Source organism: Vibrio owensii CAIM 1854 = LMG 25443 (genome assembly GCF_000817815.1).
Taxonomy (GTDB): domain Bacteria; phylum Pseudomonadota; class Gammaproteobacteria; order Enterobacterales; family Vibrionaceae; genus Vibrio; species Vibrio owensii.
Genome location: NZ_JPRD01000028.1, coordinates 207798 through 234693, shown reverse-complemented (window position 1 = coordinate 234693; position 26896 = coordinate 207798). Strand labels below are relative to the sequence as shown.

Sequence of the window (26896 nt, the reverse complement as noted above, 5' to 3'; positions counted from 1 at the left end):
TAGTTCAATTTCGACAACTTAGCACAAGGCGATGGGAATTAATGCGATCAGAGTTACTGTTGTGCTTCCCAAAGACCAAGAAAGTACTTGCCGTAAACCACTTCAGTTTGCATATGCATAATCAGTAAAAATGCAATCAAAGCTAATATAAAGCGATTGAAATAACGGCTGACTTTGGTACGGACTTTGATATCAAATACTCCGATATGAATACCAACATAGGCAAAGGGGTAAACCAACAAAACAGCGAGTAACCAACCTAAGTAGCCGGATATCGCCATTTCCTCGTAACCGATCATAATACCTCCACAATGAATACGACAGGAACGTGGTTAGTATTCATCATCTAGCGGAGGCGGAATGTCAGGATTTACACAGCTGCGAGCCGTTGCCAAAAAGTCACTTAAATAAGTTACTTATCTATTTATAAAATCTTGAGAACCAAGAAAATCTTGTGCCATTTTTGGCGAAGTGATGTGGATGAACTCGATAGGCGAACCTTTTAAGTCCTCTTTCAGTTTTAGATAACGCTTTCGATTCTTTTGGTAGTTCTTAACCGACCACCAAATAATCGAATCCTTACTCAAAAACGCTTTTCTAAAACTCTCTCTATTGCCAGTTCCTTCCCAAAACTCTTCTTGAGTCCATGCCCTTTTGATAGCACGAGTGACGGAGCGATAGGTGGTGATAGATCGTGAATAGTCGAGCCAGATGATGGTATCGACCCTTTGCCATTTGTACGGTTGTGTTCTGCTGTAGTTCCCGTCGAGTACCCAAGCCTCTTGTTGAGTTACGTCCACGACTTTATCGAAGAACGTCTCATCATCGAGTTCTTTCCAATCGGGAAGCCAGAACAACCTGTCCATTTCTATGTACGTGACACCTAATTTCATTGCGAGCTGCTTTGAAAACGTCGATTTACCGCTTCCGCTGCTGCCTACTACATTGATCCTTTTCATTAAATCCTCCTAGGTGACCGTACCAAATTGACAAAGAGCGACGCATTCCAACTATAGGTAAGTGTGGAAAATGCGGAGGCGGGATACTAATGATTACGTTTTAAAGTTCTAGTGTAGGTTCAATAAGATGTGAAGTTACGCGCATAAAAAAGCCTCCAGTGAAGGAGGTCTATACCCAAGTGACTTCAAGGTGCTGATTCAGAGCGTTGTCATTGATTCCCTGTTTACCTAAAGTAAGCAAGGAAAACAACGAAGCGGAATAGCAAGCTCTTTCCAAGTTGTTTGACGCAGTAATCGGGGCAATGATACGCTCCCTGAGGGCGAGTTGACTTGGCTTGTATACTTTGTTGTCGATTCTTGATTTAGACCCACTAAACCTTTAAATCGCCGCCGCGTCTACAAACCAAGTCAATCTCGCTGAACCTAGCACCTCGAGGTTACTTGGGTATACCTAAATTCATGAGCTAATTACAACTTATCCCATGCGTCTGACCAGTAAACGGTTTCACCAGGTGCATAAGAAGGGTTTGAACACCAGCCCGTGTATGGCCACGGTTTACACTGATACAAGTTGCCATCCGAACCTGTGACAATGTCACCTGCTTCATAGGTTTTTCCAGATTCATAGGGAGGGTAACTGCTGCCATCAGAAACAATCACAGAGCGTTGAGCTGTCGTAGTCTGATTTGCACTATCCGTTACTCGGTAAACCAAGTCGTAGACACCTAGCACGTTAACATCTACGCTGCCCTCAACACGAACTTGATCAGTCAAATCACCGTCTTCTGCATCCGTCGCTTTTACGCCTGCCATTGGGTCAAATGCGTCACCAAGCTGTATGGTCGTATCCGTTACACCTTCAAACTCAGGCACAAGGCTGTAAACAACAACTGTTCTGCTTTGCTTAGTTTCATTGTTGTCGCTGTCTTTTACACTGTAAACCAAAACATATGTGCCAACGGTGTTCACATCAACTGAACCTTCAACAGTAATGCTGTTAGTTAGGTCTCCATCTTCTTTGTCAGACGCGGTAACACCTGCATACGGATCAAATGAACTACCGTGATGCACGCGAACATCACTGATGCCACTGAACATCGGTTCGCCTTCACTCGGCGGTGGTGGAGTCTGGCCATGGATAAACGGACCGTAATCCTTCACGAACTTTTCACCGTACGCCTGACCATTCTTGTCTGTGCCCATATCCCAGTTCACCGACCATGTCATTACGCCACGAAGTGCCTGCCCTTGCGCTTTAAGTTGGTCAAACGCATCGTAAAGATCTTGAGGGTCTTGTACAAAGCCCGTTGCCGCTGCATCAATGTTAGATGGAATACCAAACACCAATTTGTCATGCGGAATTTTGTGGAAACCACGTGTACCGTTCGATAGAGAGTCCGAAATGTAGTAAATGAACTCTTGTTTTAGCGCATCATTGTTTTGTGCAATCCAACCCACACCTTCAACCCAAATACCATCACCACCTTGGTTGTAAAACTGAGGGTTGATCCAATCGTAGTACCCTTCTAATCCAGTAATATAAGGAACGTATTTGCCACCTTCTGTTAAGTATGGAAACTCAGGCGCCATCGTAATTAGGAAGTTTTTACCCTGCTGTTGGTAGTGTTCTTTTACAAGGCGAAGTGCAGCTGGGATTACAGTTTGATTGTCTGACGCGGTTACCGCAGATTGCTCTAAGTCGATATCCAGACCATCAAAGCCGAATTTATCGGTCAGACGAATGATCTCTTGTGCGAATGCTTGCTCATCGCCAGTTTTCAGCTCAACGTGTGCATCTGCACCACCAAGCGCAATAAGAACGGCGCGTCCTTGTTGGTTTAGAGCGCCAATTTGATCAATAAATTGTTGTTCTGAAAGGCCAATATTTGGATCGAGCTTAAAGGTTGGAATACGGCCTTCACTGGTATTGAACACCTTCATAAAGGAGACGTTAACCACATTGTACATAGGATCAACTTCATCCAATGTCACACACGGTGCATTACCGCCCTTGTAACCAGCCCCATCGCACCAGTTATGCCAATAACCGACTACGACACCACCATCCGGATTCACCATCTCATTAGCGGATGCCACGTTTGAAAGACCACTCAAACCCAATGCTACTGCTAGATATAGCGCTTTTTGCTTCATCGTGTTACCTCTCATCCATTTTACTTCATCACAACAATCATTCAGCACTTTCTATTGGTGCCTAATGAATTTTGATTGGATTATATGGCCGTATTGAGAAAACAGATACACGTGCAAAGTTATGTTTTCCATGTCTATTTTATAATTGTGATCTTAATTCACGACGCGAAATGAATAGGAAATTAGCGTTCGCTCTCAAGCGTGACTTACTATCAAAATCAGGCAAAAAGTTAACCAAAATCTATTTTTTGGAGGTCACTCGCAACGATTTAATCAGGATTTAACCCTGTTCATATAAAAAGTTTGCACAACGTAGACATTGGGCTGGAATGCCAACTTATATAATGCGGGCTTACATAAATAGAGGTTATTTTTATGAAATTAAAAACAGTGTCAGCTTGCGCAATCTTGGTTTTGCTTGTCGGATGTCAGCAAAAAAAAACTCAAGATGAAGCGACACAGCCAACAACCTCGGCAGATGTATGTAGTACACAAGGAAATATGCCAGGTGGGTGGAACGAATTCGATGCTACCCCAGACGCTCAAAAGGCAATGGCCTTTGTCCTAAACAAAATGGAAACTCTCTCTTCATTTAAACAGATCTTGTCCGTTCATGCACAAATTGTGAGTGGTGTGAACTACGCGATAGAGTTTGAATTGAATGACGGCTCAGTTTGGAACACGGTTGTTTACCGCAACCTTGATGGTGAGTATGCGATTACGCAGTCACCGAAAGAAGGTCGCTTCTGCGAACAATAAATGCTTCGAGACTTAGAACCAAAAAGCCCCGCTATTTTACACCGTAATCTAGCGGGGCTTTTTGTTTATCAATGTTTACCGGTACCGTTACTACTGTTACCGATTAAGAATCAAATACCATCTGAGACTTCACAGAAACCGTGGAACCAAGTCGCGACGGTTCAACATCAATGCGTTGCGCCATTTGCTCTTTCAGTTCAGATACATGGGAAATCACGCCAATCATGCGACCCGTTTGTTGTAAGTCGACCAAGGTTTGAATCGCAAGATCTAAAGACTCCGGATCTAAGCTACCAAAACCTTCATCAATAAACAGTGTATCTAAACGAATACCACCACTGTAAGACTGCACAACATCAGATAGACCGAGCGCTAATGCCAACGCTGCCATGAAAGATTCGCCACCTGATAATGTCGCGACATCGCGCGTTTTACCTGTGTAGCTATCCTCTACTACCAAATCCAAGCCTCGCCCTGCTGCACCTTTAAAGCCTTCGGTTTTACGAGCCAAGATATAGCGGCCTTTACTCATCAGACTTAAACGCTGTGAGGCTTGAATCAGTACATCGTCTAATAACACACCAAGGACAAATCGGTGCAGACTAATACGGCTACCCGTTTTACCGCTTGCAACGTCATACAAGGTGCCAAACACTTTATATTCGTCTTCTAACTTAGTGTTCTTATCATGCAACGTAGCGATGTCATTGCGGACTTTCTCTAGACGTTCAAACAAAGAGCGCGTGCTATCAAGCTGATTACGTGCTTCAACGTAACTTTGCTGAGTGCTGTTTAACTTAACGTTAAGCCCTTCTAAATCCGGCAACGCCAAGTCTTTCAATGTTGAACTTAAATCTGCCAATGTTTGTTCTAGCTTGATTTGAGTCTGTTTGAACGCATCAATTTCTTGCTGCCAAACCTGCATCTCGGCTTCATCCACTTTACATGCTAGGAATTGCGCTTCGTCCTCGAATGCACTAGCCTGCAACGCTTGCGCCCAATCAGTTTTGGCTGTGTTCAAACGCTCTAGTGCCTCATTCAACCACTGTTGATTAGTTGTCAGTTGGCTTTCAATATTGGTCTTCGCTAGTACAGCTTGTTGCAAATGATTTTGTGCAGTATCTAATGAAGTATTCAAATCCATAATCTGCTTTTGAATCGCAACAATGTCTTGTTCAAGAACTTCAAGAGATGAGTACTTAGCATCTAACGAAGCAGACAGTTTAGCCAGTTGCTCTTGGTTCACTTTTATCGTCGATTCATTCGCTGCCATCTGGTTTTGGAGATCATTGATCTTACCTTCCCCAGTAACACAACGCTGGTTTAACTCATTGACGCTTTGTTCCAACTGAACCAAGTTAATCGATGACAATTGCTGTAGACGTTCATTGAGCTGCTGCATGGACGCTTGTAAAGCGCTTAAATCCATTGACGCGTTATGACCGAGTTCAACGGATAGTTGCTCAATCTGCTGCTTGTATTGTCCGACTGCGATATTGTGCTGCTCCAACTGATTGTTCAATTGGTTAAGTACAACTTGCCCTTCTCGCTCCGTGTTTCGAGCACGCTGAACTTGCTCTTTTGTTACCTCTTCACCAACAAATTGAGCGGGTTGAGGGTGCTCTACACTACCGCACACCGGACACATTTCACCGGTTTGTAAGCGCTGAGCCAATACAGCGGCTTGAGCATTGTGCCAGCTCAATTCAAGTGTATCTGCTGAGCGTTGAAGTTCTACGTATCGCGCTTTTGCTTGGTCAACCGAAGCTTGTTTGCTAGGCGTCAACGCATCCAATTTCGCTAGCTCTTGGTTTAAGCCAGTGAGCTTCTGTAGATCTTGCATCAAACGTTGTTGCTGTTTTATCTCAGCCTCTACACTGCCAATACTTGCAACATCAACTCGAGCTTGATCCAGTGATTTCTGACCCTGTTGCGCCTCTAGCGTTAACTTCTCTTTCAGAGCGATATATTTATTAAGCGTTACCTCAAACTCCGACTTTTGCGTCAAACCTGCGTTAATGGCTTTCTCTAGCTCTGACTTTTCAACCAACTTTCCTTTCATGCCTTCAAGTTGGTATTGCTGCTCTGTCAGTTTTGGCAATTGTGCAGCTTGTTCTTTCGCGGTTTGCAATGCGCCTTCTGTGGATTTTACCGCGTCATTTGCCACAGTAAGATCTTGAGAAAGCTTAGCCACCTTTTGCTCAAGTTCTTGCGTTTGCTTTGAGGCATTTTGTAACGTGACATAAGGCAACTCAACCTTGCTTGCCTTCTTCGCATTGTCTAACTGCAATTGACGTGATGAGGCAGCATCGCTCTTTTCCAAATGTTGCTTCAAAGCAATTTCGGCGTGCTCGCGCTTTTTGAACTCATTACTCAGCGCCTCTGCTTTTTGCAGTTCCGTTTTTACCGCATTTAATTGAGCCAGTGATTCTTGCTCTTGCTTTTGTACAGATTCAAATTGAGAAGATAACGCTTCACGCTGCTCTGTTAACTCCACTTCGGAAGAAACACCAGCTACCTGCAGTGCGCCTCGAATTTGGTTATCAAACTCGTCTTTGGCTTTGCTAATGGCACTCGCTTTGTCTTTCAGCGCATATTCAATCTTCTTGTAGATATCCGTTTGGAATAACTGACCAAAGATCTCTTCCCGCTCTTTGGACGTCGCAAGTAACAACTCTCGAAACTTACCTTGTGGTAGCACCATCACTTGGCGGAACTGAGTTTCGTTCAAGCCAATAATATTGGTCACTTCTGTCTTTACTTGCGTTGTTTTGCTGGTGATGAGCTTTTCTTCGTCCGTAATCTCATACAAAGCTGCGGTATGCTTACGCACCGTCATGCCCTCACCACGCGCTTTTGGTGCTTCTTGTTCTGGTGAGCGAATCACTCGATAAGACTTGCCGTGCAAAGAGAACTCTAGCGTCACTTCGGTCAATAACGTTGGCGCTGCCATATCGCAACGCATTTGAATACCTTGGCGCTCGTTACCCGTTGTTTCACCATAAAGCGCAAAACAAATCGCATCGAGAATCGAGGTTTTACCCGAACCAGTAGGACCGTTGATAAGAAACAGAGGGTTAGTTCCCAGCTTGTCGAATTCAATCGTTTCTGTTTGAGCAAACGGACCAAAAGCCTGCATTGTCAGTTTAATGGGTTTCATGTTTGGTCCTTACTGAGCTTGCTGAGAAAGTTGTTTGATGATGTCACTGATCGCTTGATCTTGTTCTTGCGATAATTGGCTGTCTTGCGCTTCCGTGAAGAAGTCTCGGAACATGTCTATCTCACTTCTCGCCAACTTCGCTTGCGCCATCTCCTGCTCGACACCAATTAACATGCCCGGTTTTTCTAGGTGCAAAACATTCGGGTAAACAGTACGTAGCTTTTCCATTGGGTTTAAGATTGCGTGCTTATCCATCAAACGTACCAACAAGTAGTCTTCGTTTTTCGGATCGGTTTTGCCCTGCTCTATCACTTGTTCAAGCTCACCTTCAACGATTCGCATCTCATGAGGTGCAGCAAGGTCAACATGCTCGGCCGAGACAAACCCGTTTTGGTCGATTTCCACCAGCGTGAAACCTTTCTTCTGGTTTTGTTCACCAAAGCTGTATTTCATCAGTGAACCAGAATAACGAATGTATTCTTCGCCTTTTTTCTGTGGTTGATGCAAATGCCCCAACGCTACATAGTCAAAGTTGAGGAAATGCTCGTGACTGACGCGGTCGGAACCGCCAATCGAAAGTGGACGCTCAGATTCAGACTCAATAGCACCATCGACAAAGCAGTGGCTGACTAAAACGTTGCGTTGCTCTGATTGGAACTGCTCAGCGATTTTCTCGGCAAGTAACTTGTGCGCTTGATCGTGGGTCGAAACGGGTTCTTGGTAGGCAAAACGGACTTGCTCAGGGTCGTTATAAGGCATGCCATAAAAAGCCACTTGCCCTGCGCTTTCGGTTTCGATTACAACAGGGTTAAGCATATCTTCGAAGTTGCTGATAATGTGAAGGCCCGCATTTTTCATCTGTTCTGAACCAAAACCCAAGCGCTCAGCACCATCATGGTTGCCAGAAATCAGAATCATCGGCGTATTTAGCTCACCACAGATTCGCTTCACTACTTTGTTAAGTAGTTCAATCGCGATAGTTGGTGGGACAGAACGGTCATAAATATCACCAGCAACTACAACCGCATCAACAGGGTTGTTTTCAATGTATTGGATTAACTGGTTAAGAACGGCTTGCTGATCGTCAAGCAAAGAGACGTTATGAAACTGTCGGCCAAGATGCCAATCTGAGGTATGGATAAACTTCATTCGAATTCACTTTCTGCCATCTACATGGCGTTATCTTATTATCCCCTAGGATATCGTGAGTTCGTAAGCTTTTCATGTGGTTTGTGTGGTAATACAACGTTTAAACAAAACCGTTACCTAAAAGCCTATTTTGTATAGCGCTTGATATATGTGACAGAAGAGTAACGGTTTATGTGAAGGATTAAGTTAGCAGCTGTAAATCACAACCTATTACGTTAAATAGGAAATGAAATTGACACCATACACTCTTCACATGTAAACCCTTGTTCAGGGCGGTTATGTGGCGTGCCTTCTACATGCCAATACCTTAACGAGGGATAGTGATTTTGTATTTCTAGTACAATGTTGTTTTCAAGTTTTTTTTCCATCAATATGACTTGCTCATATTTCCCCCAATGAGCAACACAATCTCGAACTGCGTTCCCACTTTTTTCAAGTGAAATTATCATCTTATCAATCTTGTCACACTTTATCTTCATGATGTCTACATCCCTAAATCAATTTCATCTATTAGTTTTATAACTTTAGAATAATCTCTTAACCAAAACTGCTCCCCACCACCATTACCTAGGTTGATATTTGCTGCAACCTTTCCAAAAGGTACTTTGTTTAGATTCTCTGTTACTACATAAACACCAACTTTCGGGCGATAACCAAACTCAGGGTGTGGCGCTACCTGTAGGCTTTCAAAAAGTAACCTTCGACTGCCCTTTGCCAAATCTAAAGTACTAAGGGTAGTGTAATATGAAGACTGCCCAGGCAATCCTCCAACGAGAAGATCACCTTCTTTTAAATTGCGACTTTCCCATTGGTCTGACTTATAGCCCCATTTTAACTGATCTGACTTAGCTAAAAAAACTTCAAAGTTTGATGCTCTCCTAGCTTGGTGACTTAATTCAATATTTTTGGTTATCTGCTTTTTAAGTTGGTTAGAATTTAACTTGCTTTGAGGACCTCCGTTTGTCCGCAACATAGTTGGTGAGACTGCAGAAACTGCGGCTATGCTTAAGTTCTTAACTTGCGAAATAGTTTCTGGACTTACTGTAGCCCCAACAGGTCTTATCGCATACTCACTGGGATATGCATAACCAAAACTGCTCGTTACTGCGATATAGTTATCAACAGTAAAATCTTCAAACAGGCCATTAATATCAAACGGTTTGGAAGAGTCATAAACGCTTGGACAAGGAGCATTCATCAATAAATATTGAGAATTTTTATGCTGAGATAACTTTTCATAACTCCCCGACCCCATTGCGTAATACACCGACTTCTCAGGCGCATTATCATTGCGCCCCGCAAGAACTGCAGGAGTGTCTTCTTTTGCACACAACCCCAAGGGGTCGACCCAAGACACTGGATTTGGCGCAAACTGATAGTGGTTGGTTCCACCAAGCAGCCCTATGGGATCGGGTTGGATAAATCGACCTATTTGAGGGTCGTAGTAACGTGCTAAGTTGTAGTGCAGACCAGTCTCAATATCGAAGTACTGCCCCTGTAAGCGAAGGTTGTTTTTAACCGTCTCGATTTCAACGTGAGCAAATCCAAATGTATCGTATGTTGCTTGCCAAACTACCTGCCCATTCGAGTCCACCAAACGTTCTGGGGTTCCGATTTGATTACATTGGAAAAAATAACACTCGCCGTTTTCAATAAGAGCAAGCGGAACAAAGCTGTTTGGTTGATATAGATACCACCGATAACCCGAACGAGAATACTCACCGACTAGATGACTTCCTTGCCAAATAAATTCGGTGGTCCCGTTTTCGCTGATTTTCTTCGTTCTTCGACCTAGCGCATCATATTCAAATTGACATAAATGCCCTTCGCTTTCGACAACAATCAGTTGCCCTTTAGCATCGTAAGTGCAGTACTGCTCTCGCCCATTGCCTTGACTACTGGTTCTGTTTCCTAGTGCATCGTAGTCGTACCTGATACCATAGTATTCAATAAGACGGTCATGTTTTCGCTGCGCACTGTCGTCATTAAAGTTGCCAAAACTGTCATAGACGTATGACTCTTCAGAGGTTTCTGTCTTTACTCTTTCTAAGTGGCCGAGCTCATCATATTGATAATGTTGAGCTCCCTTCTCACTGTCGATGATAAGCGAAAGAAAATGCTGTGCGTTGAAATGGTATTTACGCTCGAAACCAGTCCACGTTTGGCGCTTCAAGCGACCTATTCCATCGAACTCTCTTCGTTCTTTTCCCGCGCTATAAGTGATTATCGATAAACGTTGTAATTCATCGTATTCAAACTTAATTGACTCTTCTCTTTCAGAGCCGGTTGAATGAATAATTAACCCACATACCGTGCCAAATTGGTCATGCTCATATAGCACCTCTGTGCCGTCGTCATAACGTTGAGAGCGTAGTAAACCGTTATCTTGGTAATGATTGACGAAAGAAAAGCGTCCCTGCTCTTCACTTACCAATTTTGTACCTAGATACGTATAGGAAACGTTCGAAAAGCGGTTATGCGCGCGGATTAACTTGCCGCCTAAGGTGTGTTGGTAATGGTCCTCAGCACTACGATTTTTACCATGGGCTTTCACCCTAGCGATGCGACCAACTTCGTCATACTCAAAAGAGATGCGACCACTACAATGCAAGATTTCACTTAATCTTTCAGCGCGGTCATAGGTGTAGTTTGTTTGCAATTGATCGAAGCTAATTGTCTGGCTGATCTGGCCATCTGGAGTGTATTCAAACTCGTATTGGCAACCGTCAGAACGCTTGATAGATATCAGTTTCCTTTCCGCATCGTACGTGAAGGAAAAAGAGCTTTGATCTGGTTTAACAATTTCCGTTGGTTGAGCAAAGTTCCCCCAAACAATTTGGGTTGTCCCTCTTGGCGTATGAATCTGTTTAACTCGCCCAACTTCGTCATATTGGTAGCGATGCTCCCGAGACGTGCCATCTTCTGAGCTTTGGAAGTATAGGCGTGTGAGTAAGTTGCTTTCGTTGCGCTCAAATCCGCTTATAAGGCCATGTGGGTAAGCGACTCCGTTCACTCGATCACGCTCGTCATAGCTATAGCGAATCAAGCTTTGATCGACTTTTTTTGCTAACAGCTGATGCGAGTCATTCCACCACCATTGTGTACGAGAGCCAGTATCAGCACTCTTTTCTACTTGTCTGCCATATTTATCAAATACGGCGCGTTCTTGAAGCCCGTTACTGTGTTGGTGCCTTACGAGCTGACCAAGTGCATTGAACTCTTTAAACTCGATTTCACCGTCAGGAAATTGATGCTTAATGCATTGACCAAATTCATTGTACTCAAAACCCTCTGTAGCCCCAGACGAGTGTGTCTGTTTCTCGAGCAAACCAAATGGGTTGTAGCTATGATGGGTGTATGTCTGATCTGCATTGATAGTACAAACTAATCTACCGAGTGGGTTGTACTCAAATGCCCTACATCTCGATTCAGGGCTTACACTCTCAAGCAGCTTGCCTTGTTCATTGTGTTTATAGTGCCAACAGTGTCCAAGTGAATTTCGGTATTTGGATTCGCTCCCATCAAACTCAAACGAGTAATCATAAACACTTTCATCCGCCCAATTTTTCATGCATTGCGCATCAGGCCCTCGCCCAGACCATGTAAAGTAGTGAGAAAGTCCGCTAGCTCTCGTTCGTTTAACAATTAGGTTTGTGTCATCGTATTGGTATTGTTCGATTAAACCGTTTTCATTCTGAGCAGCTATCAATCGCCCATCAACATCGAAATCGTACTTGGCCAGCAAATGTTGAGTCTTTGGGTTTCTAATCTCTATTAATTGGCCTTGATGATTGTATTGGAGCTCAAGCTGGTTCTGTCGGTTGACGCATATATGGGTGATACGGTGATTTCGAGAGTATTCGAGATTTACCGTTTTCATATGACCTAGACGGATTTCAGTGGCAACCCACTGCTCATTCTTTAAGAAAAACTTGATTTGAGCTTCATTACGTAACGTAACTAATCGATAACCGCTATGATGGTTCTGGCAACTCGCACCTACATAAGTTTGGTAACTAATTCCGCCTTTGGCGACATTTGGAAATTGGATTGTGTCCCCCATTTCGTCGATGAACAACCACCCCGTCACATTAGATTTTTCATCCAATACGTCTGTTAGCTCATATTGAAAAATATGTCTCCAACCAAAGCCAAGCGTGGTAGCAGAATCGCACAACGATGAGCGATACGTTCGTGACCAAACCAATCCATTCGGCAGTCCGACATCAGACAATGAGAGGTTTTCTTCCCCTGTGACCATGGAAACAGGATCGCCTGCTTTTACATGCCTTTTGCTACTTTCTTCCTGAGGAGCACTATTACTTGCGACAGTGTTGGTACCTGAATGAGTGGCTTTCGAGTTATTACGCTCAACCTTCGCCAGTTGGTTTATGACTTGGGAAGGTATGTTAGCCGATGGATAAAATGTGCTTGGTGCAGTCTTAGGCAACTCAATAGCAAAAAGGATTTTTTCTTGTAATCCTTGAGCAATAATTTGAAGAAGTTCAGACTTAGTCTTTGTCTGGTATTCATGTGAAAAAGTCACACTCATGCTTGTCCATGACGCAATCTCACTGAGCTCCTCTAAATCGGAAAAATGAAATTGCTCAATAAACGCTTCTGCACTTCGAGCGGTTGCAAAGCTTTGTTCCGAGCCGGTACTAAGTCGCTGCGTGGAAAAGTAAAACGTGATTCCGTTTAAAGATGTGAGTTTGACAATCCTTTGTATATTCATTTTGTAAGTTACTCACTACCCCAGCGGTAAGTGGCACCAACGGCATACCCACCACGCTCAATATCAAGCTGAATACCTGAATAATTTTTATCGTGTGTTTCTTTCGGCTGCAAGCAAGCACAAATCGCCTTCAATACCCCTCCACTCGCTCCCAAAGAGCCAGTCGTGGTACCTATTAGCCGATAGGAGGTGTCTCTATTAACCCAAGGAGAAAGGAATTGAATTGAATCCAACCACACAGGCTCATTGCCTTCGGTTGACAACATCAATTCATCCAACTCCTGTGCACACGAATTTCCGAGTTGCTTAACGACATGTGAAACCGCGGTGTTGCTACTATCGAGTTGAAGATCAATTGCGATCTTATTGAATATAAGTCCTTGCTTTTGCGCGGAGCAGCGCGCGACAACTAATGAGTCATGATCCCCTTTAGCATCGGCAACATGTAAAGCGACAATCCATAATGGTTTAGTTTGTTTTACTTCTCGTTGGATGCGACTCAGTGCCATCAGAAAAGACGCACTCCCATACGGATATAACGCCAAATGTTGTGGTTCTACTTGTTGAAACACCGAAAGAAGCAGCGTTGTAATACGTTGAAGCTCAACCTTGTCCGATAGCTTTGGTAACAGAAGATAAACTTGCCCTTCGACACCACATTCAGACAGTGCTTCCGAATAGTGAGTTAATCTGTCATGGGCAGGTAGGACTGAGCTTTCCCTGGTTTGTGGAATCAGTTCGTTTTTTTCTGATGGCCTTAGCGTATTGTTTGCCAATTGCTCTACAGAAAACGTTTGATCGCCCAGCATACAAAGTTGGGATTGAAACAATAGCGCCATTTACCCACCAATTAATATTGCTGAGTTACCGGCAACAATTTTACCGCCATGCGCAGTGGAGTCTCCCAGCCTAGCCGCAGGTTTTCCGTTGATTTTGACGCTCGAAGACCCGGATGAAATAGTGTCTGGAGGCCCCACACAAGAAAGCTTGTCTCCCTGACGCGCAGCCGGAATACCTGAAATCTTCACGTTTGGAGAACCGACAACGACAGGACCACCTACATGAGGGACTTTGTTTGTTTTTTTGGGGCACACATGGTGACTCCCCAATACCGCGGCTGGTTTACCCATATCTGCTCACCTTTAGTTAAGAGAAATTTGACCAGCTTTAAGTGCTATGGCTGAACCATTAATAGAGATCTTGTTGCCTTTAATGTTGATCTCCCCAGAACTAGACATTTGTATGGACGCCCCTCCTACCTTTATTTCAATGCTCTTACCTGCTTTAACGACAAGAGCTTCACCGATATCAATCCTTTGGTTCTTGCCTACTTTCTGACTCGCGTTATTACCAACCTCTTGCATGAAATCATTGGTAATCCTTTCACTTTTATTGTTCTCTACAGCAATATCGGCATTGTCTTCCACCACCATTTGAAAGAGCTTCTCAGCATGCAAATAAACATGCTCTTCGCCGGGTTTGTCTTCAAAGCGCAACTCATTGAACTTGTCGCTGCCTTTTTGTACTGAACGGGACTTATAGCCGCTTTGGGAAGCTTGAGCAGGTAATTGATAGGGTGTTAGCTGGGTACCGTTATAAAGAGCCCCAGTTACGATTGGCTGATCTGGGTCTCCATTTACAAAATCGACGATAACTTCTTGTCCGACTCTTGGATGGAATACACTCCCCCAGCCATTGCCCGCACTGGCTTGAGCGACTCGAATCCAACATGAACTGTTCGCATCATATTGACCTTCACGATCCCAGTGGAACTGCACTTTGATTCGGCCAAATTTATCGACGTAGATTTCGCCATCTTTGTTTCCTGTCACAATTGCGGTTTGCAAACCTCTAATCTGCGGTTTAAACCTCTGCATTTTTGGGCGCAGAATGGTGTTTGAGTCAACGCAATGAAACGAAACCCTCACACCTTGTGACGATGTACCGCCCTGTCCCGTTTGGTTAAATACCGCAGCAGAAAGCGCGACAGAAGAAAGCACATACTCTTTTCCTACTCGAGTCTTATCCTCATGCTTTTTAAATTTAAAAAGTTTGCCGACAGCAAATGTTCTGCAACTCGATTCACCACTGCATTGATAAACGTCTTGCTGAAGTGATTCGATCGCGTGTGTATTTCGCAACACAAACTCATCGTCAGTTTCTGCTTCAGCTAAGTATTCGTAGTGCTCACTATTTGGCACCGAAAACAGTTGTGCAGATCCACTAGTAAGATTCTGTGGAGGTGATAAAGGCTTGAGCATATTAAAGCCGGACTTGTGTGCGGCTTTTGTCGTCAGTATTTGCGTTTCATTCCAAGAGTAAATGTGGCTTGCTTGACCTGTTCCCGTCGTATGTTCGACAAGAAACTCTGAACCAGGTATGTAAAAGTTAAGATCATCAAACAATTCCAGTATGTGTGCTGAATTTGTATGTGAGAAGCAGTAAGCAATCCCTTCTTCAGACAGGAGTCGTTCAACAAATGCCAGATCAGATTCTTCATATTGAACTTTATAAGTATATTTAGAGTACGACTTGGTAAGCTTTAGGCTAAAGCTTACGTCATGTTCAGATAATACTTCCGACACAATTTCTTTAATGTCTTTGTTTTGAAAAATACGGGAGTGGACTCGATAATCGGCAAAGCGAACTTTAGGCTCTATAAGTAAATCGATATTTCGATAGTTTTCACCTTGATGAGCTGTGGTCACCCGAGATCCTGTTAACTTAGCTCGTGAGACAACACCATGAAAGTAACGGGGTTGAAAGCTAACACTTGGATCATTGTCCATAGCGATAACAACCTCTTGCCCAATAATATTATTGAGCTCTTCGTGTTGCCCGTTGAAATAAGCTTGTGCATGTAATGAAAAAAGATCTGATACTTTTTCCTTATATTCAAATGAATTTAGAATAATGGCATCTGTACCAAATGGTGTAGAAATACGAATAAAGTTATTTTTCTGTGTCGCTTTTTTCATTAGATACTTCTTTATAAAATAGCGGGAAGCGTTGACTTCCCGCAATTCAATTACATTTGTTGACCTTTCACACCGCTGTAGCCATATACTAATGGTGCAGATGTGTTGTTCTTATCGTCAGTTGGTGTCACTGTCATCATCATTTCAGTGTATGAAATAGTGATAGTTTCAATTGGGCGGTCATCTTGAATTGACACTGAGTAGTTTGAAATCATTGCATCTGTAAGCTCGATTTTCATGATTTCTTCCACTTTCTCACCTTGCTTGGTGATGTGGAATACAGCTGGTTTACCTTTACCAATGGTCGCTTCTTTAAATAGATCCGGTGACGCGCGGTCTTGAAGCTTAGTGATTGTCAGGTCGTATAGACGTGTTGCACTTGCTTCACGGTCCATAGCAGTACCAGTGAATGATGAAATTTCACGACCAACACTCCAATCTACAGATAGTAGTGTAATTAGATCCTTGTACTGCTCAGCAGTTGCTTCACCTTTAATATCTGCATATTTAAGATACGTGTTAGACTGCATGCTAATCTCCTATAGCATTATTAATGACATATTGCTTAATGTTTTAATTATCTATTTTATTTTGATAATTAATGATTGATGTATCAAAAACTTCATTTTAAATACGCTCTTTTATATCTTTAATTAAGAATTAAATTAAGCGCTATTTCTGATCAAAAATGTTTATTATGAAGCGACTCTCAAATAATTTTTACTTTAGAAAAACTGTTAAATAAGTGAGACACTCAATGATTTAACAGAACCTTCAACATTAATTATTTCAAATGTCTTACCATTAAGAATGGCGTTCAATATTTCATGAGAAACTTTCGGTAATAGCGTATTTTCAATGGTTGTTTGCACGACTCTTGCCCCACTCCCAGACGCGTTACTGCTATCCACTATGTCGGTTACAAGGGCGTCACTGAAATGAAGTTCAGCCGAATAGTGTTTTTCGATCCTGTCTGACACTTTTTTCAGCTTGAGGCGTGTAATTTGGGTCAGTACTTCCTTATCCAAAGGCACATACGGAAGGACATTCACTCTCCCTAAGAAAGCGGGCTTAAAGTCGTTGAGTAAGTCATCATGTAGTGAGTCTTTTAATGTACTTGGATCAGGGGCTAGTTCTGGGTCATCGAACAGTGACATGGTGGTATCCGTCCCTGTATTCGCTGTCATGATGATAATCGTGTTTTTGAAATCGATATCTCTGCCTTCGCCGTCCTTAATTATCCCTTTATCAAAGACTTGGTAGAAAATATCTTGGACTCCTGGGTGTGCTTTTTCCATTTCATCCAGCAGTATTACACTATACGGCTTACGTCTGACGGCTTCGGTTAATACACCACCTTCACCATAACCCACGTAACCAGGAGGAGAACCTAACAACAATGAGACCTTGTGTTCTTCTTTGAACTCCGACATGTTGATTGTGGTAACGTTGTCCTCACTACCATACACTTTTTCCGCAATCGCTAACGCAGATTCCGTTTTACCCACACCACTTGGACCAGTTAATAAAAACACTCCGTTTGGCTTGGATTCATCAGTCAATTGCGCACTCGCCGTTTTGATCACCTCAGACATGATTTCTAGCGCGTGGTCTTGACCAACAACCCTCTCGATTAAACTCTCTTTTAGGTTTAGAACAGCTTTTATTTCATCATCTTGCAGTTTGCCTAATGGAATCCCTGTCCAGTCTGATATCACTTCAGCAATCAAAGCCTCGCTAACATGGGAAAACACTAAAGGCTGCGCACTCGCGTTTAGGTCGCTTTCGATTTCCATTAATTTTTTCTTATCTTCACTTAATGGTTCTAGAGCAATTTTTTCGCGTAACGCTATCGCTTGTTCAACCCACGTTTGTTCTTTGTTCCATTGCAACTCCAAGTCAGAGACCTGAGTAGATAACTCATCAATATCTCGTCTTATGCGCTGGACTGAGTCAGTATTCTCCGAGCCAAATTGAAACTCTTTCTCAAGCTGCTTCAACTCGTCTTGTTTAAGTTGAACAGATTTCCTTTTGCTATCGAGCAACCCCGGAATGGCATTTTGGCTCAAGGCCACGCGGGAACATGCGGTATCTAAAACTGAAACGGCTTTGTCTGGCAACTGCCTTCCATTTATGTAACGCGAGGAGAGCTGTACAGCGGCCTCTAAAGCATCGCTGGTTATGTAAACACCATGGTGTTCAGCCATAACACTCAATAGTCCACGTAGCATGTTTACGGCAACCGCTGGCGTTGGCTCTTCCACTTTGACAACTTGAAATCGTCTTGTCAGGGCTGCGTCTTTCTCAAAGTATTTTTTGTATTCCGCCCAGGTCGTTGCTGCTATTGTTCGCAGCTCACCTCTTGCCAGAGCAGGTTTGAGAATGTTCGCAGCGTCACCTTGACCAGCTTGTCCGCCACCACCAATCAAACCATGAGCTTCATCAATGAAAAGGATGATTGGCGTGGAAGACTCGTTAACCTCTTTAATTACGTTTTTTAACCGATTTTCGAATTCGCCTTTCATGCCCGCTCCTGCTTGAAGCAGAGCCATATCAAGAGACTTAATTGAAACGCCTTCTAGCGCTGGAGGGACATCTCCGTCGACGATCTTTTGAGCCAGTCCTTCGACAACCGCTGTTTTACCGACCCCAGCTTCACCCGTCAGAATTGGGTTGTTTTGACGCCTTCTAAGCAAAATATCAATCATTAGACGGATTTCATTCTCTCGTCCAACTACTGGATCAATCTTCCCTGCCTTTGCTTGTTCAGTGAGATCCACGGTGAACTGATCCAACGCCGCGTGCGACCCTTTAGTTCCAGTAACGCCAGCTTGATGTGGTGAACTCCCCTCTGAAAATCCAAGGAGTGCACTTGCCTCTACTTTGTCTAGCTCTGTGCTTACTTGGTTCATCACGTTCGCCAAGCTTTCATCGGACAAATAAGCACTTAGCAGATGGATACAATCAAGATCCGTTGCTTGAAACTCAATCGTCGAGACCATCATGGCGTTTTGCATCACCGAAACTGTATGTGCTGAAAGCCCCGGAACTGACTCACAACCTGTTTTATACTTTTCTAGTTGAGATAGTAGCTGTGATTCAACTACCTGCGCGTCGACATTAAATTTATCGAAGACTTCAGCATAGATTTGATTGGGATTTTGGACGATGGTGAGTAACCAATGCGTCATTTCAATACTATGGTGAGTACGCGAACTGGCCATAGCGGCAGCTTGCTCAAGTGTTTCTCGTGCAACAGGTGATAACCTTTCGACCAACGCTGAAAGTGAGAGTAAAGCCATTTTGATTCCCTTAAATGGTAATTGTTATTTTTCGATCTTTGGTTCGTTTATGTTTTGCCAAAACGGTTCCTATCCCTAATTGACCAGAACCTTTAACAAGACGAACTTGAGGTAAATGTTTATGACGTGTTGTGAGCTTCCAATTAATGCGCTTATGCTTACCAACATAGTCCTGCACAATTGACTTTACGGTTGCTAAGCTCGATTGATTTGGCAGTAATTGCTCAACCTGTAATGTGTTCGTCGGAAACAGCTCAATCGTAATTCCTGCATTGATATTCCATGCCTTAGCACCGATAGAAGCTCCTCGTCCCAATTGAGCAAACTGCCCTTCAGGCGATGATCCCCCAGCGAGTTTAGTTTGCTCATCTTGCGATACACTCATCCACTGCCCCTGAAGCTCGTGTAATCTGGCTTCACAGTCTGTTAGGTGTTCAATTAAGTCTTTTAGCGCACCTCTACCGCGACCTTTCTGCGCAAACAATCCTGCATAGTAATTGTTCAGGCGCTTTTCATGCCCAGTTACCGCTTCAAGACTGCTCAATAGAGGTGCTCGATTGCCCTTATTGTGCTCACGTGCTTGCACCGCAAATTGACTCAACTGCCAACTTCGGTAGTACAGTGACAACAAGCGATGATTGAAAATGTTATAAAAATCAACCATTGCACCATCACCGGCCTTTTCACGCCCGATAGCCAATTCACTGTAGTAGCTTGGTAAAACACCTTGCTCACCCGTTAAGCCAAGCAAGTTCGTTTCTAGGAAAAATTTATGCTCAGAAAGTGTCGCATTAACCAGTTGTGCATTCTCATAACCCAATGAGGCGTTTACTTTTAACTCAAGCTTCTCTTTCTTGGGTAACTCATCCGAACCTAGTTGAGCTTGCGAACGAAGTAACGTTTGCTCGATTAGGTGAATCGCTTCGAACAACGGTCGCTTTTTCAGCTGAATTAAGAACTCTTCTGGTTTCATAACAGAGCTTTGTTTCCGATCAGTGCTGGCCACCGATGAAATAACTGGCCTGTCGATTTAAGTTTTACTTCTAACTGCGTAAAAATGTTTACTTCCGCAAACTGAGAGAAGTACACCGACAAGACGCAACCTAAAAGGAAGACTTGCTCTTTAGATATCATTTGATCAGAGACGGTCAATATGAGCTTTAGACCATGAGCAAATCCAACTTTACCTTTTTCGTTGACCCTTCCCGTTGTTTGCTGATACTCGAAATTTACGAGAGCATCGATCAGCGATTTCGTTTCCGCTGTACCTGTAAACGCATACAAGTTGAGTAATTGCTTGAGCGTAGAGAGTCCGTCCTCATCGGTAAAATGAGTCAGGGTAAGCAGTTTGGTTAGTTGCCAACGCGTGCTCTCATCCATTTCCGGCCTCACCGTTTCTGACAAAGAAACAAGGCATCGAAGCTCAGCAAAATTGTCATTGACACTCGGTAGCGAGACCTCTGGCAGGCCGCCACCAAAAGGCAGTTTCTGTGGTAAGTTTCGATTGCAACATTCCGCCTGCACGTACATCAGCCAGTTTTCACGACTTTCAGGAGCAAACAATCGGTGCTTTTTATCCACGAATGAAATGTAGCTTTCTCGGCCCGGTTCATCGAACCCACCTGCCCAATTCTTATCCTCTCGCCTCATGACCCAAAAAATCTCGCTTTTGTTCATGTAATGAGTGTGTTCACCGGCAAAATAACTGGGCAAGTTCTCGTATGTTTTATTCCAATTCCTAAGCGTGACATTCGAAATAGACACCACTTCGTTGCTCTCTGCTTCTTGGTATTGTGGAGACAGTTGGTATTCGTACTCGGCTGGTTCTAGTCGCTTTGGCTCCATTGTTGTTTTGAACAGATTGATGATGGGAACACAGCCTAATAACACACTGTCTTTGTCAACTTGCTTTGGGAGCCAGTCATCATTGCAGTCAAAGTAAAAGTTGAGTTCCAACTCCTCGTTAATACCTAGCTTTTCGAGATTTAAGTCAACGACATCAAAGAACATAAACTTCTCGGGGAAGTGTAAATATTCCACCAACATCCTCGAAGAAGAAAAGCTTCGCTTGCTGTAGGGCACGACTTGTTGACTATCGGTAAAACCGACAGCTTGGCAGTGACGTGGAGTGTACGAAGCCTGCTCACAACCATTCACCGAGACAGAGATCCCGATTAGGCTTTGGAACAATAGCTGATATAACCGCTGAGTAAGCTGTGCTTGGCCATTGAGGTAGAATCTGAGCGTCTCGACGCCAATCTCACTTAATGCAGACTCACCATCATTAGCATTGATCTTTACCTTAAGTACAGATTTAGACGAACGTTCCCAAGGAGAGCCAATCGGCTGTATCGGGGCATTTTCAAAGGTTCCTGCCGATATATCGAAGGGATACATTCTTGTCTCATAACACGTTCTAAATTCACATTCTTTGTAACCCGGCGCGCCAACCATCACCTTTTCCCCCTTAGAAACATCAAAGGGAGCAGAGGTCGACTCATTACATTTCATTTTAATGATCGACATTGAAGGGATTGGCGCATGAAAATCCGGATGCAATTGCCCCATCAAAGATTCCGTAAACTGCGGATAACTGTTATCGAGACTTTGACGTATACGAGCTGTCATGAAAGCGCAGCCTTCAAGAAGCCTCTCCACATGAGGGTCATCAACTTGCTCTTCACTGATCCCCAATCGAGAAGCAATTTTGGGGTACTGCTCGCCAAACTCTTGCCCTTTATGACGTAAGTAAGCTAACTCTCGGTTGTAATACTTAAGAAACTCGTCACTCATTTCATTCTGCTCAACTTCATGCCTAAACTTACGGGTTCTACTTCTGAGTTAAATGTCACTTCGTGTGTGTTATTGCCAATCAGACAAGTCGCGCTGATCTTTAGTCTCAAGGTTCTGTCTACTGCGCTCTTTTCATCTAGAATGCTAACGTTCGGGCTTTCTAGGCGAGGTTCAAACTCTAAAATCGCATCACGAACGATCTCACACAGTTGATCTTGCCCCTGCTTGCTGCTGTATGGCATAGACGAAAAGTCAGGTAATCCATAATTTAAAATTGAGGACTTTACTTCTCTGAGATCATCCGAAATTTCCGTCCAACCGATACGGCTGTTCAGCATGGACTCCAAATCTCTTAGAAGATTGTCGACCAATGCTTGCTGACCCAACGGAAAATCCTTGTCTTCTCTAAGATGTGGATCGTTATCGATAAGCTTGTCGAGTAAAGAAGCGACCAATGGCATAAAAACCTCTATGCCAATGCCTTGCTTTCTGCCAAGGTGTTCAGCTCAAAGATAGGCAGTGCTTTATCACCGACAAGCCAACATTTTTGACCTAGGCCGACAAACAGTTCAGTTTCACCTAATTGCCTCCAATCTGTTTCTCGGCCAAGTTTTTGCGCGTCGGTAATGGAATCAATGTAAGTCAGAGGCATATGCCCCTCGCCTTCACCCAAGCCTTCAATGTCAAACTCAACAGGTCGCCAAACGTGTTCAAGCATCGAGCTCGCTTGTTTTATGTCTAGCTGCTTAATGTTTTTGATCGGCACCAGAAAGTAGTTACCTGCCGTCGAGAAAAGTTCGATGTATCCGGATAAACGATCGTCAATATCTCTCACATCCTCAAACTCTCGAGTTCCTTGTAGGAAAGGCTTTTGCTCTCGCATGTTTTCCAGTGACTGAGCGAGTTCATAGCCATGGTCAAACTCTTCATTTTTGATGGCTAAATTAAGGTCTACAACAAGTTCATTGGCCTGCTGATCAAATTCAATAAACTGTGCAGTAGCAGCCCCACCAGTAAAGTCTTTTCGCGCTTGTGCCGCTTTCACCATATGGCGTAGCTGACTCGCACCAGATAAATATTCAGGGAACAATTTAATCGACTGTATGAGCTGATCGTCAGCACGTTCAAAATCACCGTCAATACACAACAGTTCAATAAAAGAACTGCGTAACCCTGCATCTTTTGGTGAAGCTTTAATGTCTTCGATAATCAGTGTTATAGCCTGTTGTAAGTTGCCCTCAGAAAGCGCATTTTTCCATGTTTTCATTGTCTTCCCTTACACCACTTGTTCTGGTGATAATTCCGTAATAAGTTTGACTGCCGACACCATCTGGTCGAGTTGAAAATGAGGCCGTAAATGAACCACCGAATAATAGTGTCCGGGGGAATCACGTTTTTCTTTAACGCTGATGTTTGCCTCGTTTAAAGGGTACTTTGCCCTCAGTTCATCCGAAGCTTCGTCAGAGGCTGTTGTGTATTGATGAAGCCACTTTTGGAAGTCTCGTTGGATTGAATCTGCATCTTGATAACCACCGATTTTGTCTCGTCCCATGACCTTTATGTAATGGGCGATTCGTGAAACACAAAGCGTGTATTGCAGCATCGAGGTCAACTTGGCGTTCATAGTGATATGCTGCTCTTCGAACTGTCTTGGCTTATAAATGGACACGCTGGATGTCATCCCCACCATGTAGGTTTCTGCAACCGGTGACATGGTGATAAACCCACAATCCGATATTTCTTTTTCTTTGCGCTCTGAAACTTTTAAGTTCAAAGGACTTCTATCACGGGTATTTTTGCTAGTGAAATGCACTGAACTTCGCGTGGGCGCTAAGATTGTTCCTTGCGTGTAATCGCCTTGCTTAACGCCCCTCATGTGAGTAAACCAGCCATGTTCTTGATACGTTCGAATCGCAATCGCAGCGAAACAAAACGCAGCACTTCCCCACTGCAATTCGCGCTCAGAATCATTGATCGCTTCTTCGAAATCAAACCCTTCAATACGAGAACCGTCTCTGGTATAAGGCAAGCGAAACAGCACGTTTGGTGCAGCAATACCGAGGAATTTAGCATCTTCCGATTCTCGTAATTTTTGCCATTTTATGTACTCAACTTGTTCAAACTGAGCACCGATATCAGTGGTCGATGACAGCTCTGAAAATCGATTAACACCAAACACACTTGGCTGAGCAGACAGAATGAATGGACTGAATGCCGCTGCCGCAGTTTGCGCAACCTTACTTAACACCGTTAAATCTCGATCAAAGTGATTTTTCGCTGGGTCATGTCTTAGTTCGTAATCACCGACCACCACCCCAAAAGGCTCACCACCCGGCATGCCATATTCATTCTGATACAACAATTTAAACAGCGCAGATTGATCAAACTCGATGGCTTTCAGTGCATCCTTGCTGACCTCATCCCATGTTGCCGAAAGAACTTTTATCTTCACAGGCTCACTGGATTGGCTGGCAGTTTGCTCGCACAGATAGCGAACACCTAACCATGATTTTTCCAATGCTTGAAATGCTTGATGATGAATAATCTCATTCAATTGCTCTTCCAATATTTGGTCAATCTGATCGATGGCCATCAACACGCTATATCGAAAGTCATCAACAGTTGAACTTTTTGTTCCCTCTAGCCAAATTTTTGCCGAATGTATTGAATCTACTGACTCAACAAACTGGGTAACCCAGTGACTATCAAGTTCCGCACACCCAAGTGGACTGAACTCGTGTTTCAGTTCACTTGGGTCTAAGAAATTCAATGTCATATCGTTAGCCATTCCAAATCGTCACTTTTAATACTCAATCTCTACCCCTAAGCGTGGAAGGAGTGGTTGACCCAATGGCCAACCACCTATTATTTAGCCACCCGATTGAGGGATCTTTGCGACCAAGCGCAATGACGTGGTCAACTCTTCCATTTGCAGCCAAGGCTTCAACCATGCCACAGCATTGTAGGAACCTGGCGCACCCGGAATTTCTTTCACCTGAACACGAGCATCGGCAAGTGGGTATTTCGCACGGATTTCTTGACCGCCACCTTCTGAGGCATTCACGTAGCTTAAGATCCAGCGGTTTAGCCACGACTCCACGTCTTCAGCTTCCATAAAGCTACCAATCTTATCGCGTGCCATGACCTTCAAGTAATGAGCAAAACGTGACGTTGCCATCATGTAAGGTAAGCGTGCTGAAATGGCCGCATTCGCAGTCGCATCAGGAGAATCGTGATTGGCTGGTTTTTGACAGGTTTGTGCACCAAAGAAAACCGCGTAGTTGGTATTCTTATAGTGGCACAAAGGAAGGAAACCAAGTTTACCTAGTTCCGCTTCACGTCGGTCCGTAATGCCAATTTCTGTCGGGCACTTCATATCCGGGTCACCGTCATCGCTCATGAAGAAGTGCGTCGGTAGGTTATCTACTCGACCACCACCTTCTGCGCCACGAATAGCGGTGCAGAAGCCATATTTCGAGAATGCATCAGTAAGCTTAGCGCCCAGCACATAAGAAGAGTTCATCCAACAGTAATCATTATGTTCAGCATTCGTTGCAATACCCGACACTGAGTCAACGTCAAACTCTTCAAAGCCAAACTCTTCCACCGGCGAAGTTGCTTGTCCATAAGGCAAACGCGCCAATACTTTTGGCATGGTTAAGCTTACAAAACGAGAGTCTGCGCTTTCACGGAAAGAACGCCATTGAGCATATTCCAGTGATTCGAAAACTTTGTCCAAATCGCGAGGTTTAGAAAGCTCTGTCCACTCATCAAAACCAAACAATGCAGGTGAAGCCGCAGATAAGAATGGAGAGAAACCAGACGCGGCCACATTAGACATTAAGCGAAGTGATTCAATGTCTTCTGGGTGGTTCGTAAATTCGTAATCACCGATCAGTGCACCATAAGGCTCACCACCGGCACTGCCGAATTCCGACTCATAAACTTTTTTGAAGATCTGGCTTTGGTCAAACTCAACCGCTTTACTCAAATCTTTATGAAGCTCTTTCTTCGTCATGCTGATCATGCGAATTTTCAGTGTCGAACTGGTATCTGAGTTCATGACTAAGTAGTTCAAACCACGCCAAGATCCTTCAAGTTTTTGCAGTTCTGGATGGTGCATGACTTCAGACAGCTGTTCAGAAATCTGACGATCGAGTAAGTTGATCGCTTCACGGAAAGTCACGGTTAGGTTTTTATTCCATGAGACCGTGCCTTTCATTGCTTCTTCAGTTAACGTCTTAATCAGCTCTTCAGCACGTGAAGCTTCTGTTTGCTTTGTTGCGCCAATCGCTTGCTCTAGGAAAGAGGAAGTCTGCTCACCAACGGTAGGATCAAGCTGCTTTTCAATTTGCGTTGTCATCACTTCACTCCCTTTGGATTGTCCGTCGGGTGAGCGTCACCAAGTTTCAGCTCGCCTGCTAGCTTGGTTAAGTTATCCGTGTTGTTTAAGACATCTTCAAGGATATTTTCCAACTCTTCTGAGCGATCCACCTTGGTCATTAGGTCGCGTAACTTATTGCGTGTTTCCATTAACTGGCGTAGTGGGTCAACTTGATTAACGATCGCTGCTGGCTCGAAGTCCTGCATCGACTTGAAGCTCAGATCAACTTCAAACTGAGAGTCATCTTTCGCGAGTTTGTTGGCTACCTTAAACTTCACTGACGGGTTCATTTTCTTAAGAACGTCATCGAAGTTATCCCTGTCGATCTGAATAAAGCGACGGTCTTTGAGTGGCTTCAGCGCTTCCGTATTTTGTCCTGCGAAATCGCCCATTACACCAACAACAAAAGGAAGCTCTTTTTTCAGCGTTGTTCCTTCAGTTTCAACATCATAGGTAATGTGAACACGAGGCTTCCTTACTCGTGACAGTTTCGAGTGGATACTCGTCATACCGTTCTCCCTTT

The 26896-nt window shown here is 43.8% G+C and carries 19 protein-coding genes; 1 reads left to right on the top strand and 18 read right to left on the bottom strand.

The genetic code is table 11. From position 1 onward, the window contains the following. Positions 1–53: 53 nt before the first annotated feature. The 3 genes from H735_RS17150 to H735_RS17140 form a co-directional block, all read right to left on the bottom strand. Positions 54–299 carry a hypothetical protein gene (locus H735_RS17150; protein WP_020196267.1) on the bottom strand — a complete coding sequence of 82 codons (246 nt, stop codon included), beginning with the start codon at positions 297–299 and terminating at the stop codon, positions 54–56. A 117-nt stretch (positions 300–416) separates the two neighbouring features. Further along, positions 417–959, bottom strand: a complete 543-nt coding sequence (locus H735_RS17145) for a P-loop NTPase family protein (RefSeq protein ID WP_020196268.1) — start codon at positions 957–959, stop codon at positions 417–419. Between the two features lie 468 nt (positions 960–1427). Next, positions 1428–3113, bottom strand: coding sequence for an immunoglobulin-like domain-containing protein (locus H735_RS17140; RefSeq protein ID WP_020196269.1), 1686 nt, complete (start codon positions 3111–3113; stop codon positions 1428–1430). Between the two features lie 375 nt (positions 3114–3488). Here H735_RS17140 and H735_RS17135 point away from each other — a divergent pair, with 375 nt between their 5' ends. Further along, the gene (locus H735_RS17135; protein WP_020196270.1) at positions 3489–3872 is read left to right on the top strand and encodes a cystatin domain-containing protein; all 384 of its coding nucleotides are present in this window, start codon (positions 3489–3491) and stop codon (positions 3870–3872) included. A 103-nt stretch (positions 3873–3975) separates the two neighbouring features. On the opposite strand, the gene H735_RS17130 is transcribed toward H735_RS17135, so the two are convergent. The 15 genes from H735_RS17130 to tssB form a co-directional block, all read right to left on the bottom strand. Continuing rightward, positions 3976–7032 carry an AAA family ATPase gene (locus H735_RS17130; protein ID WP_020196271.1) on the bottom strand — a complete coding sequence of 1019 codons (3057 nt, stop codon included), beginning with the start codon at positions 7030–7032 and terminating at the stop codon, positions 3976–3978. Positions 7033–7041: 9 nt separating this feature from the next. Further along, entirely contained in the window at positions 7042–8181 is a 1140-nt protein-coding gene (locus H735_RS17125; protein ID WP_020196272.1) for an exonuclease SbcCD subunit D, read from the bottom strand. Between the two features lie 484 nt (positions 8182–8665). Further along, entirely contained in the window at positions 8666–12916 is a 4251-nt protein-coding gene (locus H735_RS17115; RefSeq protein ID WP_020196274.1) for an RHS repeat-associated core domain-containing protein, read from the bottom strand. Between the two features lie 8 nt (positions 12917–12924). Beyond that, the gene (locus H735_RS17110; protein ID WP_020196275.1) at positions 12925–13755 is read right to left on the bottom strand and encodes a hypothetical protein; all 831 of its coding nucleotides are present in this window, start codon (positions 13753–13755) and stop codon (positions 12925–12927) included. After that, entirely contained in the window at positions 13756–14046 is a 291-nt protein-coding gene (locus tag H735_RS17105) for a PAAR domain-containing protein (RefSeq protein ID WP_020196276.1), read from the bottom strand. A 12-nt stretch (positions 14047–14058) separates the two neighbouring features. Beyond that, positions 14059–15894, bottom strand: a complete 1836-nt coding sequence (gene tssI, locus H735_RS17100; RefSeq protein ID WP_020196277.1) for a type VI secretion system tip protein TssI/VgrG — start codon at positions 15892–15894, stop codon at positions 14059–14061. Between the two features lie 50 nt (positions 15895–15944). Continuing rightward, positions 15945–16424 (bottom strand): Hcp family type VI secretion system effector, encoded by a 480-nt coding sequence (locus tag H735_RS17095; RefSeq protein ID WP_005426862.1) that lies wholly within the window; start codon positions 16422–16424, stop codon positions 15945–15947. A 207-nt stretch (positions 16425–16631) separates the two neighbouring features. After that, positions 16632–19196, bottom strand: coding sequence for a type VI secretion system ATPase TssH (tssH, locus tag H735_RS17090; protein ID WP_020196278.1), 2565 nt, complete (start codon positions 19194–19196; stop codon positions 16632–16634). Positions 19197–19206: 10 nt separating this feature from the next. Then, positions 19207–20169 carry a type VI secretion system baseplate subunit TssG gene (gene tssG, locus H735_RS17085; protein WP_020196279.1) on the bottom strand — a complete coding sequence of 321 codons (963 nt, stop codon included), beginning with the start codon at positions 20167–20169 and terminating at the stop codon, positions 19207–19209. After that, a complete protein-coding gene (gene tssF / locus H735_RS17080; protein ID WP_020196280.1) occupies positions 20166–21989 on the bottom strand; it encodes a type VI secretion system baseplate subunit TssF in 1824 nt (607 codons plus the stop codon). Before tssF ends, tssG begins: the two co-directional genes overlap by 4 nt. Further along, on the bottom strand, positions 21986–22450 hold the full coding sequence (gene tssE, locus H735_RS17075; protein WP_005426975.1) for a type VI secretion system baseplate subunit TssE: 465 nt from the start codon (positions 22448–22450) through the stop codon (positions 21986–21988). Before tssE ends, tssF begins: the two co-directional genes overlap by 4 nt. A gap of 8 nt (positions 22451–22458) precedes the next feature. Continuing rightward, positions 22459–23256 (bottom strand): type VI secretion system accessory protein TagJ, encoded by a 798-nt coding sequence (locus tag H735_RS17070; protein ID WP_020196281.1) that lies wholly within the window; start codon positions 23254–23256, stop codon positions 22459–22461. A 9-nt stretch (positions 23257–23265) separates the two neighbouring features. Beyond that, positions 23266–24777, bottom strand: coding sequence for a type VI secretion system contractile sheath large subunit (tssC, locus tag H735_RS17065; RefSeq protein WP_020196282.1), 1512 nt, complete (start codon positions 24775–24777; stop codon positions 23266–23268). A gap of 81 nt (positions 24778–24858) precedes the next feature. After that, entirely contained in the window at positions 24859–26352 is a 1494-nt protein-coding gene (gene tssC, locus H735_RS17060; RefSeq protein WP_005426776.1) for a type VI secretion system contractile sheath large subunit, read from the bottom strand. Continuing rightward, the gene (gene tssB, locus H735_RS17055) at positions 26352–26882 is read right to left on the bottom strand and encodes a type VI secretion system contractile sheath small subunit (RefSeq protein ID WP_020196283.1); all 531 of its coding nucleotides are present in this window, start codon (positions 26880–26882) and stop codon (positions 26352–26354) included. The genes tssC (H735_RS17060) and tssB overlap by 1 nt, the downstream gene beginning before the upstream one ends. Positions 26883–26896 lie beyond the last annotated feature (14 nt).

What these genes read in the sequence shown, in the direction of transcription:
- H735_RS17110 (WP_020196275.1), bottom strand. Translation starts at nt 13,755, where the DNA reads ATGGCGCTATTGTTTCAATCCCAACTTTGTATGCTGGGCGATCAAACG.
- tssB (WP_020196283.1), bottom strand. Translation starts at nt 26,882, where the DNA reads ATGACGAGTATCCACTCGAAACTGTCACGAGTAAGGAAGCCTCGTGTT.
- tssG (WP_020196279.1), bottom strand. Translation starts at nt 20,169, where the DNA reads ATGAAACCAGAAGAGTTCTTAATTCAGCTGAAAAAGCGACCGTTGTTC.
- tssF (WP_020196280.1), bottom strand. Translation starts at nt 21,989, where the DNA reads ATGAGTGACGAGTTTCTTAAGTATTACAACCGAGAGTTAGCTTACTTA.
- H735_RS17125 (WP_020196272.1), bottom strand. Translation starts at nt 8,181, where the DNA reads ATGAAGTTTATCCATACCTCAGATTGGCATCTTGGCCGACAGTTTCAT.
- H735_RS17070 (WP_020196281.1), bottom strand. Translation starts at nt 23,256, where the DNA reads ATGAAAACATGGAAAAATGCGCTTTCTGAGGGCAACTTACAACAGGCT.
- H735_RS17115 (WP_020196274.1), bottom strand. Translation starts at nt 12,916, where the DNA reads ATGAATATACAAAGGATTGTCAAACTCACATCTTTAAACGGAATCACG.
- H735_RS17105 (WP_020196276.1), bottom strand. Translation starts at nt 14,046, where the DNA reads ATGGGTAAACCAGCCGCGGTATTGGGGAGTCACCATGTGTGCCCCAAA.
- H735_RS17130 (WP_020196271.1), bottom strand. Translation starts at nt 7,032, where the DNA reads ATGAAACCCATTAAACTGACAATGCAGGCTTTTGGTCCGTTTGCTCAA.
- H735_RS17140 (WP_020196269.1), bottom strand. Translation starts at nt 3,113, where the DNA reads ATGAAGCAAAAAGCGCTATATCTAGCAGTAGCATTGGGTTTGAGTGGT.
- tssI (WP_020196277.1), bottom strand. Translation starts at nt 15,894, where the DNA reads ATGAAAAAAGCGACACAGAAAAATAACTTTATTCGTATTTCTACACCA.
- H735_RS17150 (WP_020196267.1), bottom strand. Translation starts at nt 299, where the DNA reads ATGATCGGTTACGAGGAAATGGCGATATCCGGCTACTTAGGTTGGTTA.
- H735_RS17145 (WP_020196268.1), bottom strand. Translation starts at nt 959, where the DNA reads ATGAAAAGGATCAATGTAGTAGGCAGCAGCGGAAGCGGTAAATCGACG.
- H735_RS17135 (WP_020196270.1), top strand. Translation starts at nt 3,489, where the DNA reads ATGAAATTAAAAACAGTGTCAGCTTGCGCAATCTTGGTTTTGCTTGTC.
- H735_RS17095 (WP_005426862.1), bottom strand. Translation starts at nt 16,424, where the DNA reads ATGCAGTCTAACACGTATCTTAAATATGCAGATATTAAAGGTGAAGCA.
- tssH (WP_020196278.1), bottom strand. Translation starts at nt 19,196, where the DNA reads ATGGCTTTACTCTCACTTTCAGCGTTGGTCGAAAGGTTATCACCTGTT.
- tssC (WP_005426776.1), bottom strand. Translation starts at nt 26,352, where the DNA reads ATGACAACGCAAATTGAAAAGCAGCTTGATCCTACCGTTGGTGAGCAG.
- tssC (WP_020196282.1), bottom strand. Translation starts at nt 24,777, where the DNA reads ATGGCTAACGATATGACATTGAATTTCTTAGACCCAAGTGAACTGAAA.
- tssE (WP_005426975.1), bottom strand. Translation starts at nt 22,450, where the DNA reads ATGCCATTGGTCGCTTCTTTACTCGACAAGCTTATCGATAACGATCCA.